Origin of the sequence: Aeromonas oralensis, assembly GCF_049665575.1 — a bacterium.
Lineage (GTDB): Bacteria > Pseudomonadota > Gammaproteobacteria > Enterobacterales > Aeromonadaceae > Aeromonas > Aeromonas hydrophila.
In genome coordinates, this window is sequence record NZ_CP187186.1 from 4,616,513 (window position 1) to 4,630,595 (window position 14,083).

Here is a 14,083-nt window from a genome sequence, read left to right on the forward strand (position 1 = left end):
TGACCGCGAAACGCGTCGAACGAATTTACGACAGGCTGGCCCCGCCAGCCCGATTTGATCCTGTGCATGCAAGCGATGCGTGTACACACCTCACGACATAGAAACCGATATGACTCCTGAACGCTTCAAGCGCATCACCGACATGCTGGCCCAGCGCCAGCTCGATCTGACCGTCTGCATGGAAGAGGTCCACAAACCGCACAACCTGGCCGCCATCGTGCGCACCGCCGATGCCATCGGCATCCATCGGGTGCACGCGGTCTGGCCCAAAACCTGGATCCACAAGCGCAAGGGTACCGCCCGCGGCAGCCAGAACTGGGTGGACGTGAAGCTGCACCCGGACATCGGTAGCGCGGTGGCCGAGCTGAAAGCCTCCGGCATGCAGATCCTGGCGACCCACCTCTCCGACAGCTCGGTAGATTTTCGCGCCATCGACTACACCAAGCCCACCGCCATCCTGGTGGGCCAGGAGAAGCACGGCATCGGCGAAGAGGCGCTGGCCCTGGCCGATCATCATATCGTCATCCCCATGGTGGGCATGGTGCAGTCCCTCAACGTCTCGGTGGCCGCCGCCGCCATCCTCTATGAGGCCCAGCGCCAGCGCGAACTGGCCGGCTGCTACCAGCGCGGCTGCCCGCTCGACCTGGAGGAGCAGAACAGCATACTGTTCGAGGGGGGCTACCCCATCTATGCCCAGCTCTGCAAAGAGAAAGAGATGCCCTATCCCCAGCTCGGCCCGGCCGGCGAAATCCTGGCGGACGAGCAGTGGTGGCAGCAGATGCAGCTGACCCGCAAGGGCTGGGCCGCCCAGCAATCGGATGACCCCTCGGAAGAGTACGCTGATGAAGCTTAACCACCTGCCCCTGCTGGCCCTGACCCTGTTTTCTGCCGGAGCCCTCGCCGTGAACAATCCCTATCAGCTGACGCCGGAAGCCGACGTTGCCACCCTCCATCAGCAGACCCTGCCCGACTTCTGGCGCCAGCACGCCGTCGAGAGCGCCTTCAAGGGCAAGGACGGGGTCACCATCCGCTATGCCGCCCTGCGCCAGGCCAAGGTCGATCGCGCCATCCTCATCGTCAACGGCCGGGTCGAAAGCTACCTCAAGTATCAGGAGCTGGCCTGGGATCTGTGGCGTCAGGGCTACAGCCTCTACCTCATCGACCACCGCGGCCAAGGCTTGTCCGATCGGCTGCTGGCCGACCAGGAGAAGGGATATGTCGACCATTTCGACGATTATGTGCTCGATCTCAAGCAGTTTCATGATGAGGTGATCGCCCAGGACCAGCCCGCCAAGCTGTTCCTGCTCGCCCACTCCATGGGCGGCGCCATCTCGGCCCGCTATCTCGAGCGCTGGCCCGATGATATCGAGGCTGCCGTGCTCTCCTCCCCCATGATGGGCATCAACCTCGGCGGCCTGCCCAAGTGGCTGGCCAAAGGGCTGGCGGCTACCATCGGCACGGTCGGCGGCTGGCTGGGCGAGCCTCCCTACGGCCCGGGTCAGGGCCCGTACGAGAGCCACGACTTTGCCGACAACGGTCTGAGCCATAGCGAAGCCCGCTATCAGGCCTTCCGCGAACTCTATGAGCAGCGCCCGCAGATCAAGCTGGGAGGCGCTACCGCCCACTGGATCTATCAGGGACTGACAGGGGCGGACGCCGCCGTGGCCGAGGCTGGCGCCATCAAGACGCCGCTGCTGGTGCTGCAGGCCGGTGACGACGGCGTGGTGGACAACGCCGCGCAGGATGCCTTCTGTGCGCTCGCTCGCTGCGAGGGAGGCAAGCCGCTGCGCATAGAAGGGGCCTGGCACGAGCTGTTCATGGAGGCCGATCCCCAGCGCCAGGCCGCGCTCAACGCGACTCTGGCCTTCTTCGCACGCTACTAGCGGCTGGTTATTTTTTGTATCCCTAAATAAATGGGGTAGCGGGAGCGGTTGCTGTACACTGCTCCCGCTTTCATTCGTAACCCCGAGGTGATGATGTATAAGGTCGTTGTATCCGATCTCGATGGCACCCTGCTCAACGGGCAGCACCAGATCTCCCCCCGCACCCGCGATACCCTGCACCGTCTGGTGGATCAGGGGATCAAGTTCGTGGTGGCCACCGGCCGTCACCATGTGGATGTGCGCAGCATCCGCGACACGCTCGGGCTCGACATCTATCTCATCACCTCCAATGGCGCCGTGGTGCACGACAAGCAGGATCAGCTGATCTTCAACCAGGCCCTGCCGGACAGCGTGGCGGCTGAGCTGATCGCGCTGGAGCGCGACCCTTCCATCCACATCAACCTCTACTATGGCGACGAGTGGCTGGTTGAAGAAGAGATGCCCTGGCTGCTGCAGTTCCATCATGAATCCGGCTTCAGCTATCGCCTGACCGATCTCGCCAGCCATCCGCTGGACAAGGTCAACAAGGTGTTTTACATCGGCGAGCACGAGAAGCTGCTGCAGATCGAGGCAGAGCTGAACCAGCGTTATGGTGATCGGCTCAACGTCACCTTCTCCCTGCCGGACTGCCTCGAGGTGATGCACGCCGGGGTGCACAAGGGCAATGCCGTGCGCGCCGTGCTGGAGCAGCACGGGCTGGAGATGTCCCAGGCGGTGGCCTTTGGCGACGGCATGAACGACTTCGAGATGCTGAGCATGGTCGGCCGCGGCGTGGTGATGGGCAATGCCCACGACCGGCTCAAGCTGGCGCTGGCCGACCACGAGCAGACCCTGAGCTCCGACGAGGATGGCGTTGCCGTCTATCTGGAGCAGTTGTTCGCCCTGCAGGGCGTCAACGTCGCCTGAGACAAGGCGCCATGAGCAGCTCTGCTGCTCATGGCGCACTACCCCCTTCAGCGGCTGAAGCGATGGCCGCAGACCCCGCAGCAATACTGGCGGGACAGGCTTCGATCCAGGGTGCGCCCCAGCCACCAGCCCAACCCTCCCCCTATCAATCCACCCAGCACGGCACCACCCAACGCTCCCGCCAGGGCACCGACAACAGTGCCGACACCGCCCAGCGCCGAGCTCGTTGCGGCCCCCATCCTGGCGAGCGTGGCAGCGCAGGCATAGCCGCCCGCAGCCCCCAGGCCCAACGCGCAGGCTCGCTTCACCCGTTCATCCTCGATCCGTGCTACCCCTTCACTCATGCAATGCGGACATCTCATGGTGTGCTCCTATGCGGATAACCGTCTGAACGACTCGACCGGCAGCCGGGCTCAGGTGGCCGGCTTGAACCGCTCCTTGTCGAGCTGGTGCTTCTTCATGCGCAGATAGAGCTTCTTGCGCGGAATGCCGAGGTACTGGGCGGCATCGGTCACCCGGCCGGAAAAGAGGAACAGGGTATCCTCGATCACCCGCCGCTCGAACTCCTCCACCAGATCGTCCAGCGGCTCCTTGCCACTGGCCAGGGGGATGACCTGCTCCGCGCCGGCCAGCTTGACGATGCCCACCGCATAGAGCTCGGCCACGTTGCGCAGTTCACGCAGGTTGCCGGGCCACTGATGCCGCTTGAGCGTCTCCAGATAGGCGCGGTCCACCGCCGGCACCGGCCGGCCGATGCGCTTGCAGCCCTGTCGCAGAAAAGCCCGGAACAGGGGGATGATGTCACAGCTCCGCTCCACCAGCCGGGGCAGCTTGAGCCGCACCTGGGAGAGGAAATAGTAGAGCTCCGGCATCAGTTGCTGGCTCTCCACCAACGCCTCCGGCGACTCGTCAAACAACCCTATGGTACGCAGCGACTTGCTCCCTTTGCGCTCCTGATCCAGCAGGTGGTTGCCGAGCCAGCGCTGACAGTCGGCACTCAGGCGGGCCGGGGATTGCAGCACCAGGGTACCCTGCCCCGCCTGTGCCAGGCTGGCCTGCACTTCCGCCAGGCTGGGGGCCGAGACGCAGTCGTGCAGCTGGAAGACTTGCTCCCGACGGGCGCTGATCCTGTGCAGCAGCCGGGCCAGGGTGTGACGCCCCGAGCCGGCAGGCCCTTCCAGCAGCAGGTCCTTGTCGGTCTGTGCCAGCTGGTTGAGCTGGCTGCGAAGCGTCACTATCTGTGGACTGGTGCCGATCAGCTCGTCATCCACCGTCGCCTGGATCTCGCTGCGGCGCGCCAGCACGGCGCTGCGCTGTCGGCAGGCCCGCTCCAGCAGGCCCAACAGATCTTGCGGATTGAGCGGTTTCTCCAGAAAGTCGAATGCCCCCTGCTTGACCGCCCGTACCGCCAGCGGAATGTCCCCGTGACCGGTGATCATGATGACCGGGATCTCGGCATCCAGCGCCTTCACGCTGGCCAGCAGGTCCATGCCGTTCATGGCCGGCATGTAGATGTCAGAGACCAGCACCCCTGGCCACTGATCGGCCAGCAGCGCCAGCGCCTCGTGGGGCGAAGTCGTCGCCCTGGGGTGGTAGCCGGAGAGGCGTAGCAGGTGGCAATAGGATTCCAGCACGTCCTCGTCATCGTCCACCAGCAGCACGTTGGCAGGACGGTTAGCGGGCAACAACATCGATGGCGTTCTCCTCGTTCTGATGGGCGACCGACCCTGCAGGGTCGGCCAACGCAAATTCCATGATCACCATGGCGCCGCCGGTCAGCGCCGATCCCAGCATGATTTCGCCGCCACAGCGGGCCAGCAAGGAGCGACAGATGGTCAGCCCCAGCCCCAGTCCAACCTCCTTGGAGGTGGTGAAGGGGGTGAACAACCTGGGCAGGATGGCCTCGCTGAAGCCGGCACCGCTGTCGACCACCGCCAACCGCAACCGGACCTCGTTTTGTTCCAGCAACTGCAGCCTGATCTCGCGCCGCGCCAGCCCGGCCACCGCATCCAGTCCGTTCACCAGCAAGTTCACCAGTACCTGTTCCAGCAACACGGGGTCGGTATCGAGCCAGAGCCCGTCCGGCAGTTCGTTGCAGAGGATGCAGCCATCGCGCTTCGCACGCGTCTCCAGCAGCAGCATGGCCTGCTCAGCCAGCACCCCCAGTTCGAGCCGGACCCTTACCTCCTCGGCCGGCGACTTGCGGGCAAAGTGGCGCAGGGCATTGATGATCCGGCTCATGCGCCGCCCCAGCTTGTCGAGCTTGCCCAGATCCTGGTCCAGTGCCTGCAACTGACCGGCGGCGAGCGCCGTCCGGCTGGTGTAGAGGTAGGTCATCATCGCCGACAGCGGCTGGTTCAGCTCGTGGGCCAGGCTGGTCATCGCCTGCCCCACCACCGCCATCTTGGCCGCCTGGATCAGCTCATCCTGGGTCTGCAGCAGGGTGCGCTCCGCCTGCTGGCGCTGCACCACCTCCTCCGCCAGCAGCCGGTTGTTCTCGGTCAGCTCACGGGTACGCTCCGCCACCCGCTGGCTGAGCTCCCTGGCCGTCAGCTCCTGGCGGGTGACATCCGTGATGGTGATGATGAACCTGTACCCGCGCCCCTGCTCGAAGCGACGCAGGTTGAGGTGCAAAAAGCGGGGCGCCTCACCCAGCCCACAAGCCAGGGTGCACTCGCAGTGGCCGAACCGGTGCAGCGGCTGGCCGGCCCTGAACTGATCGGCCAGCACCGCCCCCGCCTCTGGTGGAAAGGCCTGCCACAACGGCTGACCCGGTTCGACACCGGTCTGCTGGAACAGGGTGAGCGCGCTCGGGTTGACCGACTCGATGGTGCCATCCGGATGGCAGGTGATGAGGCAGGCCTGGGTGTTGTTGATGAGGTTGAGGGCATTGGCCCGCTCCATCTGCTGCAACTGCAGGCTGAAGTGGCGCAGGCTGTCGCCCAGCCGACCGATCTCGTCCCGGCCGCAGGTACTGACCGGCACGTCCAGCCGGCCTGACGCCACCCTGTCCAGCTCCTGTCCCAGCAAGTCGAGCCGTTTGATCAGCCGGCGGCCGATCAACACCACCAGCACGAAGATGCTGAGCAACAGGGTGAGCGCCAGCACCACCAGGATCACCAGCTTGCCGGTCGCCACCAGCTGGCTGCTGTCTTCCCCCAGTGCACTGAGGGAGCGGTTGGCGTCACTCACCATCAGGCTGACCCGTTGGTGATAACGCGAAACTGCGTCGTCCAGTCGCGGCCGCAGAGCCGTCAGCTGCTGGTGGGTCAGCACATCCGCCAGCAGCAGCCGGTGCAGCGGGCCGTCCGGCTTCACCAGGGTGATGATGTCCTGCAGGATCTGGCGATAACTCACGGTCGAGGGGTACTCCGCCAGCCGCGAGGTCAGCGCGTCTATCTCGTCAATCTTGTAGCCGATGAACAGGAAGGCGCTCTCCAGATCCTGCTGATAGCGCTGGGCGATCACCTCGCCCACCAGCGACTGCAGCTCGTTCTCCTTGAAGGTGAGATCCTGCAGGGCGGAGAACTCCTTGATGACGTTGCCAAATTCGCTCATGTCATCCGGGCTGGCCACCATGCTGGTCAGGTGCCACTCCACCTCCTGCAGCAGAGGGGCGGCATCGTCCACCAGATCCTGGTGCAGCCAGTTGCTGCGCTTCTGCAACTGTTGCAGGGTTTCGGCGTGCTCGATCTGCTGCTTGAGGTAACGCCCATGATCCGCCACCAGCGCGCTCAACTCCTCGAACGCCTGGCGCTGCGAGGGGGTCTGATCCCCCGGGGTACCCAGCAGGTAGGCGCGCTGGATATCCCGCAAGGTGGTGGACACAGCGTTGGAGAGGCGCTGGTACTGCACCGGGTCCCGGGTATCGCGCAGTTGGGCCAGCAACAACAACAGACGGGAGCTGGCTCGCTCCAGCTGGTAGGCGCCGTCGATGGCGGGCAGGCTCTCCTCCACGATAAGGTGGATCTGCCGGCCCAGCCGATCCCACATCACATAGGCGGCCATGCCCATGGCACCGGTCAGGGCCGTGATGGTCACGAAGGCGAGGATGAGCCGCCGTCCCAGGCTGCGCGGCATGGCCAGCATGCGCCCCAGCCGGCTCATGGTCTGGCTGCCTGTTCGACCAGACGCTGCGCCTCATGCAAGCGAGCCTCGGTCGCCTGGCGCCACTGATGCATCACCCGCTCCGCCTGCGGATTGCCCTGCTCCCGGTCATAGAGGCCGTCAAACAGCGCCAGCAACGCCTGCTCCTGCGCCTCCTGCTCGCTCAGCGGCGGTGTGCTCGCCTTGGCGACGGCCTGCTCCAGCAGCGCGACCCGCCAGGGCTCGCCATGGGTATTCAGACCGTTGATCCCCTGCCAGGTCATCTTCAGCCTGGGTAGCTGCTGGGTGATGGTCTGCTCGAACAGGGCCTTGAGCAGACCGGCCCGCCGATAGAGCAGCGCCTTGTCGGTGACGTAACGGGTCTGCCGGGCCAGCCGGGGTTGGCTCAAGGTGGCCTTGGCCATACCGGGGGTAGCAATGATCGCTTGGCCGCGATCGGAGAGCAGGAACTGGATGAACAGAGCCGCGCTGGCCGGCTGGGTGCTGTGGCGCGCCACCCCCAGATAGGTCGGCAGGATCACCGAGTCGGGCATGATGTTGAAGCCGACGTGATCGAAGCGGGCCTGACTGTTGAGGGCGTAGCTGTCGATCACCAGGCCAGCCCCCGCCAGACCCCGGCTGATGCCGTCGCTCACCCCGAAGCTGCGCGCCGTGATGGCCGACAGGTTGCCGCCCAGCCGCATCAGCAGGGCCCAACCCTGCTGCCAGCCATATTGCTGCAGCACGCTCTCCACCATCATATGGGTCGTGCCTGACTGGGAGGGCGAGCTCATCATCACGTGCCCCATGAAGAGCGGGGACGCCAGCTGCTGCCAGGTGGTGGGCAGCGGCAGCTGATATTTGGCCAGATAATGGCGGTTATACATGATCCCGCTGCTGGAATAACCGACCACGGCCACTTTATTGCCCAGCCCGAGAGTATGAGGAGCAAGCCATTTTGGCGGCATAGTTTCATTTGGCAAAGCCGCCAGCAAACCAGCTTTGTCCAGCGTGTTAAAGAAAGTCGGCGATGACGACATGATAATATCGACTTTCGGTGCACCTGCTTCCGTTAATAAGCGCAGGGAAGGAATGGTACGCCGATAAATAACCTCGACCCGGATCCCGGGATATTGTTCTGAAAAGCCCTCGATCACCGCCTTCACCGGCACCTCCGAAAAGGAGGTAAGCACCGTCAGCGAGGCAGCCTGAAGGGTGCTGAATGGCAACAAAATGCAGCCCATGAGCAGGGCCAGCCGGCGGAAAAAAAGGTGCATGACTATCGGTCGACTCGCGCTTTAATTCAGGATTATGTGCAGTACATCTAATATTTGGTACATGCCGTTATTTTTATTTCCACGAGGATGAGCCAGTTCTGACTCATTATGCCTCGGCATGCCGCTATTGTTATTCATCGAATATCAATAGGACAGTTCAAATATGTCATTTTTGACTCATGGTTTTCCCATGATTGAGTCAGAGTTGACCCATATCCGGCTTTTTGCCGGCTGAATTTCTCCCTTCATATGATGGCAACCGTTATCAGAGCACCCTCTGAAACCAAGCTGCCAAATATAAACGGAGAACCCCATGTTCAACTTTTTTAAGACGCGAGCCGACCTGCCGGTCATGGATGCCTCGCCCGATAAAATCCGCTCCATTTACCGCAAGTACCAGTGGCAGGTCTTCCTGGGTCTGGTACTCGGTTACGCCATGTTCTATGTCGTGCGCATGAGCCTCAACGTGGTCAAGAAGCCCATGCTGGACTCCGGCGTGGTGACCCTGGAAGAGCTGGGGGTCATCGGCTCCGCCTTCCTGTTCACCTACGCCGTCGGCAAGTTCTCCAACGGCTTCCTCTCCGACTACGCCAACATCGGCCGCTTCATGTCGGTCTCGCTGGGGCTCTCGTCCATCTGCACCATCCTGATGGGCATGAACACCGCCACCTTCTTTCTGGTGCTGATGTGGGGCCTGAACGGCTGGTTCCAGTCCGTCGGATCCGCCCCCTCCTGCGTCTCCATCTTCCAGTGGTTCTCGCCCAAGCAGCGGGGCTCGGTCTACTCCATCTGGGGCGGCTCGCGCAACATAGGGGAAGGCATCTCCTGGATCCTGACCGCCACCATCGTCAGCTACTTCGGCTGGAAGGCCGGTTTCATCGGCGCCGGCATCGCCTCGCTGATCGCCGCCCTGTGCATGTATCTGGTGCTGAAAGATCGCCCGCAAACCTACGCCCTGCCAGAGCCGGCCGTCGCCTTTGGTGAAGCACCCGAGATTGCCAAGAAGGTGGACCCGGCCGAAATCCGCCGCGCCCAGCTGTTCGTGCTCAAGCAGCCCGCCGTCTGGCTCATCGCCGCCGCCTGCGCCTGCATGTACATGTCCCGCTACGCCATGAGCTCCTGGGCCGTGCTCTACCTGCAGGAGCAGAAAGGCTACAGCCTGATCGACGCCGGTTTCGCCATGTCGGCCTATCCCATCGCCGGCTTCCTCGGCGCCATTCTGGCCGGGATCATCTCCGACAAGCTGTTCAACGCCAACCGCCATATCCCGACCCTGCTCTACGGCTTGGCCAACGTGGCCGGCATGTGCCTGATGTTCTGGGGCCCCCAGAGCCGCATGATGGATGCCGTCGCCCTCGCCCTGATCGGTTATGCCATCGGCGGGCTGGTGGTCTTCCTGGCCGGCCTGACCGCCTGCGACCTGATGCCCAAGACCGCAGTGGGCGCCGTGAAGGGCTTCATCGGCCTCTGCTCCTACATCGCCGCCTCCATCCAGGAGCTGGTCTCCGCCGCCCTGATCAAGACCAGCGAGATTGACGGCGTCACCCACTACGACTTCAGCAGCGCCCAGTACTTCTGGCTCGGTGCCTCCGTGCTCTCCATGTTGCTCGCCATGACGGTGTGGAATGCCAAGAAAGTCGTCAACCACTGATCCCCGTTCAGCACAAGGGTGGCCCGTCGGCCACCCTTGTGCATTTTCCTCGCAACAGGAGCATCCCATGCGCAAGACCAAAATCATCGCCACCCTGGGCCCCGCTAGCTCATCCACCACCATGGTGGAGCAGTTGATCCAGGTGGGAGCCAATGTATTCAGGCTTAACTTCTCACACGGCAGTCCGGAGCAACACCTGGCCCTGGCGGCCAAAATCCGGGCCTGCGCCGCCCGCCTCGACCGCGAGATAGGTATCCTCGCCGACCTGCAGGGCCCCAAGATCCGCATCGCCAGCTTTGCCGACGGCAGCATCCGGCTGCAACCGGGCGACCCCTTCATCATTGATGCCGGCCTGGGCAGCCACCTGGGCGATCAATCTCGGGTCGGTACCGACTATCCGGCGCTGGCTGGCGAACTGCAGACGGGCAACGTCGTACTGCTGGATGACGGCCGCATCCAGCTCTGCGTGGAACAGGTGATCGACGAGCGTATCGAGACCCGGGTACTGGTTGGCGGTACCCTGTCCAGCCGCAAGGGCATCAACGTGCTGGGCGGCGGTCTGAGCGCTCCGGCCCTGACCGACAAGGACAAGGCCGACATCCTGACGGCCCGCCTGCTCGAGGCCGACTATATCGCCGTCTCGTTTCCTCGCAGCGCCGCCGATCTCGAAGAGGCCAGAACCCTCATTCGTGCCAGCGGCAGCAGGGCGGCCATCGTGGCCAAGGTGGAACGGGCGGAGGTGGTGGCGTCAGTGGCCGCCATGGATGAGCTGATTCACGCCGCCGACCTCATCATGGTGGCACGTGGGGATCTGGGGGTCGAGATTGGCGATGCCAGGCTGCCCGGCGTGCAGAAAAGGCTGATCCGGCGCTGCCGGGCACTCGGTCGCCCGGTCATCACCGCTACCCAGATGATGGAATCCATGATTGCCAGCCCCATGCCCACCCGGGCCGAGGTCATGGATGTGGCCAACGCCGTCATGGATGGCAGCGATGCGGTGATGCTGTCGGCCGAGTCGGCAACCGGCCACTATCCGGTGGAAGCGGTCGCCGCCATGGCCCGCATCGCGCTGGCCGCCGAGCAGGAGATGGAACCAGCAGGGCATGGCCTCGCGGCCAGCCACGGGGAGCTGGCCAGGTTGGCCTGACACCCTACCAGATGAGGCTTTTCAGGTGCAGCTTGTCGAGCATGCTGCCCTTGTTCTGCCATTCGAAGCTCTGGTTGGCCCCACCGAAACAGTCGGCCAGCCGCAGCGGGGTGCCCGGCTTATGACGACGGCCGGCCACATCCAGACAGCGGTCAGCCTTGCTGTTGAACAGCCGATCTTCCTGCCACTGCCATTGCCGGCTCTCATCCTGGCACTCGGCCATGGTCAACTCGCTCACGCCCTTGGCCACCAGGCAACGCTGGTCAAGCTGCAAGGCACCGGCATCCCAGCTGAACTGCTGGCGAACAGTCTGGTCACAAGGCAGGGTGATCAGCTGATTGTGGTCATTGAGGGCCACGCAGAATCCGGCATCGGTTACCAGCGCAGAGGTGGCGGTACTCTGCATGGGGGCAGCCCCCATCAAGATCTCATCGGGTTTGGGTTTGTATGAGCAGCCGCTGAGGGCCACGACAACCAGCGCCAGTGTGCTGACGCGAAAAGAATTTGGGTGCATATGACATGTTGGCCTGAATTGTGTTCAATAACGCCCACTTGCCGTGGGTCTGCGTCCCAGCATACCCGAAGCGACAGCGAGAAAGTGCCAACAGAAATGTAAACAGACGTGACAGAAACCTGCGGCAGCAGGCTGGCAGACGGCAGAAAGCAAAAAACCCCGCCTGAGCGGGGTTTTTCAGAATGTGGTCGGTGATAAAGGATTCGAACCTTTGACCCTCTGGTCCCAAACCAGATGCGCTACCGGGCTGCGCTAATCACCGAGGCTTTAATAAAGCTTTCTTTTCAAAACACAAAGACGACCATAAACGGTCATCCTCGTCATACAGCAAGTATGGTGCGAAGAGAGGGACTCGAACCCTCACACCCGGGGGGCACTAACACCTGAAGCTAGCGCGTCTACCAATTCCGCCACCTTCGCATACCTGACAAGCTGTAAAATGGGGTGGCTGATGGGGCTCGAACCCACGACAACCGGAATCACAATCCGGGACTCTACCAACTGAGCTACAGCCACCACAGCTGTTTTCGTTCTTCAACTCGCCCGCTTAACCGGCGCACTTTTGATGGTGCGCCCGACAGGATTCGAACCTGTGACCTCTGCCTCCGGAGGGCAGCGCTCTATCCAGCTGAGCTACGGGCGCTACGCTGTCGAACGGGGCGCAATATTAATGATGGGGACCCACCTTGTCTACTATTTTTTTATCTCGCAGAATCAACCGCTTGTTTTTCCATCGTTTCTGGCTTTTTTTAAGCGTTTTTGTTTCATTCAGGCTGGATCCAGCCCAGCTCCGCTACTTTTGACTCCCCCCACATAGCAATCCGATGATGGGCAAAACTTGACTTGCCTCAAAGCCCCCCTAGAATGAATGAACGTTCATTCAGCCGTTGTGATTATCCCGTCATGAACAAGAAAGAACGCATTTTCGATGCGGCTCATGAAGTACTCGGCGAACAGGGTTTCCACGGTCTCTCCATTGCCGTGGTGGCCAAGAAAGCCAGGGTGGCGGCAGGCACCATCTATCGCTATTTCAGCGACAAGGATGACCTGATCCGCCAACTCTATCGGCACACCATCCTCCAGTGTCATCCCCTGGTCATGGAAGGCGTGCAGACAGAGGAGGTATCGTTCGAACAATTTCGGCGTTTGTGGCTCAACATCCACGCCATCTTTGTCGACGAACCGAACGCGCTCAAATGCAAATTGCAGTATGAAACGTCCCCGCTGGGAGCAGAGCTGGAGCAGGACCCGGTCATCAAGGCTGCCTGGGCCCCGCTGGATCGCTTCTTCGAACGGGGTCTGGAACAGGGTCTGTTTATCGACCTGCCCGTCCGGGTACTGCAGGTGCTGAGCCTGGATTGCGTGGCAAATATGGCGCTGCAAAGCCAGGTGCACCAATTCGAACTGACGCAAGACCAGCTGGAAGCCGTGATCCGGGCCTGCTGGCGAGCTATTTTGACCCCTTAAACATTGCACTCATATCTCAGGAGCGAGAGTTCATGAAAAAGTGGATGAGCATCATGTTGCTCATCGCGCTGGCCCTGTTCGGCAGCGTGATTGGCTTCAACCTGTTCAAGCAAAAGATGATAGCCAACTACATGGCCAACATGCCGGAGCCCGAGTTTCCGGTCACCACCCACAAGGTGGAGACTCGTGACTGGGTGCCGACCATCGAGGCCATCGGTTTCATCGAACCCAACCAGGGGGTAACCCTGTCAACCGAGCAATCCGGCACCATCGACAGCATCTCCTTCGAGTCGGGTGATACCGTCAAGCCGGATCAGCTGCTGCTGAGCCTGGATGCCAGCGTCGAGAAGGCCAACCTGCGCGCCTCCATGGCCAAGCTGCCGGCGGCCAAGGCCAAGTTCGATCGCTATCAGAACCTGTTCACCAAGGGATCCATCTCCCGCGACCAGCTGGACGACACCGAGGCGACCTACCGCTCCCTTGAGGCCGATATCGAGAGTCTGAAATCGACCATCGCCCGCCGCGAAGTGCGCGCACCATTTGCCGGCGTAGTCGGCCTGCGCAACGTCTTCCTCGGTCAGTACCTGCAACCGGGTACCGACATCGTCCGACTGGAAGACACCAGCGTGATGCGCCTGCGCTTCACCGTGCCGCAGACCGATATCTCCCGCATTCGCCTGAATCAGGACATCCTGATCAACGTGGATTCCTACCCGCATCGCCAGTTCAAGGGCCACATCAGCGCCATCGAACCAGCCGTCAACTACCAGAGCGGCCTGATCCAGGTGCAGGCGGACATCCCCAACAACGATGGCCAGCTGCGCTCCGGCATGTTTGCCCGCGCCAGCATTCTGCTGCCGGCCCAGAAGGACCAGATCGTGCTGCCGCAGACCGCCATCACCTTTACCCTGTATGGCGAGAACGTCTACCTGGTCAAGGAGAAGGATGGCGTGAAGCGCGTCGAGCAGGTGGTGGTCAAGGTCAGCGAGCGCAAGGGCAACGATGCGCACGTGGTCTCCGGCATCAAGGCGGGTGACGAAGTGGTCATGTCCGGCCAGGTACGCCTGAGCAACGGCGCCAAAGTGAAAATCGTGCAGGACCAGGGCCTGAAGGTTCCGGACCAGGTTCCCATGCTGTAAAACGCGGAGAGAC

General features: G+C 62.3%; 12 protein-coding genes and 4 tRNA genes. 7 read left to right on the forward strand and 9 right to left on the reverse strand.

Annotated elements, in window-relative coordinates:
* Positions 1-109 precede the first annotated feature (109 nt).
* The 3 genes from trmH to ACPDZI_RS21660 all read left to right on the forward strand — a co-directional run bounded on the left by trmH (position 110) and on the right by ACPDZI_RS21660 (position 2,789).
* Positions 110-853, forward strand: a complete 744-nt coding sequence (trmH, locus tag ACPDZI_RS21650; RefSeq protein WP_024945900.1) for a tRNA (guanosine(18)-2'-O)-methyltransferase TrmH — start codon at positions 110-112, stop codon at positions 851-853.
* Complete coding sequence (locus ACPDZI_RS21655; protein WP_438833776.1) at positions 843-1,883, forward strand: alpha/beta fold hydrolase; 1,041 nt, start codon at positions 843-845, stop codon at positions 1,881-1,883. The genes trmH and ACPDZI_RS21655 overlap by 11 nt, the downstream gene beginning before the upstream one ends.
* A 93-nt stretch (positions 1,884-1,976) precedes the next feature.
* Entirely contained in the window at positions 1,977-2,789 is an 813-nt protein-coding gene (locus ACPDZI_RS21660; RefSeq protein ID WP_016348894.1) for a Cof-type HAD-IIB family hydrolase, read from the forward strand.
* Positions 2,790-2,836: 47 nt separating this feature from the next.
* On the opposite strand, the gene ACPDZI_RS21665 is transcribed toward ACPDZI_RS21660, so the two are convergent.
* From ACPDZI_RS21665 to ACPDZI_RS21680, 4 genes are read right to left on the reverse strand one after another with little or no spacing between them, the layout of a single operon-like run.
* Entirely contained in the window at positions 2,837-3,151 is a 315-nt protein-coding gene (locus ACPDZI_RS21665) for a hypothetical protein (RefSeq protein ID WP_438833777.1), read from the reverse strand.
* Positions 3,152-3,202: 51 nt separating this feature from the next.
* Positions 3,203-4,480 carry a sigma-54-dependent transcriptional regulator gene (locus tag ACPDZI_RS21670; RefSeq protein WP_438833778.1) on the reverse strand — a complete coding sequence of 426 codons (1,278 nt, stop codon included), beginning with the start codon at positions 4,478-4,480 and terminating at the stop codon, positions 3,203-3,205.
* Positions 4,464-6,896: an ATP-binding protein gene (locus ACPDZI_RS21675; protein WP_438833779.1), complete on the reverse strand. Its 2,433-nt coding sequence runs from the start codon at positions 6,894-6,896 to the stop codon at positions 4,464-4,466. The genes ACPDZI_RS21670 and ACPDZI_RS21675 overlap by 17 nt, the downstream gene beginning before the upstream one ends.
* Entirely contained in the window at positions 6,893-8,152 is a 1,260-nt protein-coding gene (locus tag ACPDZI_RS21680; protein WP_438833780.1) for an ABC transporter substrate-binding protein, read from the reverse strand. Before ACPDZI_RS21680 ends, ACPDZI_RS21675 begins: the two co-directional genes overlap by 4 nt.
* 313 nt (positions 8,153-8,465) lie before the next feature.
* On the opposite strand from ACPDZI_RS21680, the gene ACPDZI_RS21685 reads away from it, so the two are divergent.
* Complete coding sequence (locus ACPDZI_RS21685) at positions 8,466-9,803, forward strand: MFS transporter (RefSeq protein ID WP_076362528.1); 1,338 nt, start codon at positions 8,466-8,468, stop codon at positions 9,801-9,803.
* A 67-nt stretch (positions 9,804-9,870) separates the two neighbouring features.
* On the forward strand, positions 9,871-10,950 hold the full coding sequence (gene pyk, locus ACPDZI_RS21690; protein ID WP_438833781.1) for a pyruvate kinase: 1,080 nt from the start codon (positions 9,871-9,873) through the stop codon (positions 10,948-10,950).
* A 4-nt stretch (positions 10,951-10,954) separates the two neighbouring features.
* Here pyk and ACPDZI_RS21695 read toward each other — a convergent pair whose 3' ends face one another.
* The 5 genes from ACPDZI_RS21695 to ACPDZI_RS21715 form a co-directional block, all read right to left on the reverse strand.
* Complete coding sequence (locus ACPDZI_RS21695; protein WP_438833782.1) at positions 10,955-11,464, reverse strand: ricin-type beta-trefoil lectin domain protein; 510 nt, start codon at positions 11,462-11,464, stop codon at positions 10,955-10,957.
* Between the two features lie 185 nt (positions 11,465-11,649).
* Positions 11,650-11,726, reverse strand: a tRNA-Pro gene (locus ACPDZI_RS21700).
* Between the two features lie 72 nt (positions 11,727-11,798).
* Positions 11,799-11,884, reverse strand: a tRNA-Leu gene (locus ACPDZI_RS21705).
* Between the two features lie 20 nt (positions 11,885-11,904).
* Positions 11,905-11,980, reverse strand: a tRNA-His gene (locus ACPDZI_RS21710).
* Positions 11,981-12,030: 50 nt separating this feature from the next.
* Positions 12,031-12,107, reverse strand: a tRNA-Arg gene (locus ACPDZI_RS21715).
* A 260-nt stretch (positions 12,108-12,367) separates the two neighbouring features.
* Between ACPDZI_RS21715 and ACPDZI_RS21720 the strand changes: the two genes are divergently transcribed.
* Positions 12,368-12,931 (forward strand): TetR/AcrR family transcriptional regulator, encoded by a 564-nt coding sequence (locus ACPDZI_RS21720; RefSeq protein ID WP_016348886.1) that lies wholly within the window; start codon positions 12,368-12,370, stop codon positions 12,929-12,931.
* 32 nt (positions 12,932-12,963) lie between these two features.
* On the forward strand, positions 12,964-14,070 hold the full coding sequence (locus ACPDZI_RS21725) for an efflux RND transporter periplasmic adaptor subunit (RefSeq protein ID WP_011704066.1): 1,107 nt from the start codon (positions 12,964-12,966) through the stop codon (positions 14,068-14,070).
* The last annotated feature ends 13 nt before the right edge of the window (positions 14,071-14,083 follow it).

Excerpts from the sequence above, each read along its gene's own strand:
- ACPDZI_RS21725 (WP_011704066.1), top strand. The coding sequence starts at position 12,964 with ATGAAAAAGTGGATGAGCATCATGTTGCTCATCGCGCTGGCCCTGTTC.
- ACPDZI_RS21680 (WP_438833780.1), bottom strand. The coding sequence starts at position 8,152 with ATGCACCTTTTTTTCCGCCGGCTGGCCCTGCTCATGGGCTGCATTTTG.
- ACPDZI_RS21660 (WP_016348894.1), top strand. The coding sequence starts at position 1,977 with ATGTATAAGGTCGTTGTATCCGATCTCGATGGCACCCTGCTCAACGGG.
- ACPDZI_RS21670 (WP_438833778.1), bottom strand. The coding sequence starts at position 4,480 with ATGTTGTTGCCCGCTAACCGTCCTGCCAACGTGCTGCTGGTGGACGAT.
- ACPDZI_RS21665 (WP_438833777.1), bottom strand. The coding sequence starts at position 3,151 with ATGAGATGTCCGCATTGCATGAGTGAAGGGGTAGCACGGATCGAGGAT.
- ACPDZI_RS21720 (WP_016348886.1), top strand. The coding sequence starts at position 12,368 with ATGAACAAGAAAGAACGCATTTTCGATGCGGCTCATGAAGTACTCGGC.
- ACPDZI_RS21675 (WP_438833779.1), bottom strand. The coding sequence starts at position 6,896 with ATGAGCCGGCTGGGGCGCATGCTGGCCATGCCGCGCAGCCTGGGACGG.
- ACPDZI_RS21655 (WP_438833776.1), top strand. The coding sequence starts at position 843 with ATGAAGCTTAACCACCTGCCCCTGCTGGCCCTGACCCTGTTTTCTGCC.
- ACPDZI_RS21695 (WP_438833782.1), bottom strand. The coding sequence starts at position 11,464 with ATGCACCCAAATTCTTTTCGCGTCAGCACACTGGCGCTGGTTGTCGTG.
- trmH (WP_024945900.1), top strand. The coding sequence starts at position 110 with ATGACTCCTGAACGCTTCAAGCGCATCACCGACATGCTGGCCCAGCGC.
- pyk (WP_438833781.1), top strand. The coding sequence starts at position 9,871 with ATGCGCAAGACCAAAATCATCGCCACCCTGGGCCCCGCTAGCTCATCC.
- ACPDZI_RS21685 (WP_076362528.1), top strand. The coding sequence starts at position 8,466 with ATGTTCAACTTTTTTAAGACGCGAGCCGACCTGCCGGTCATGGATGCC.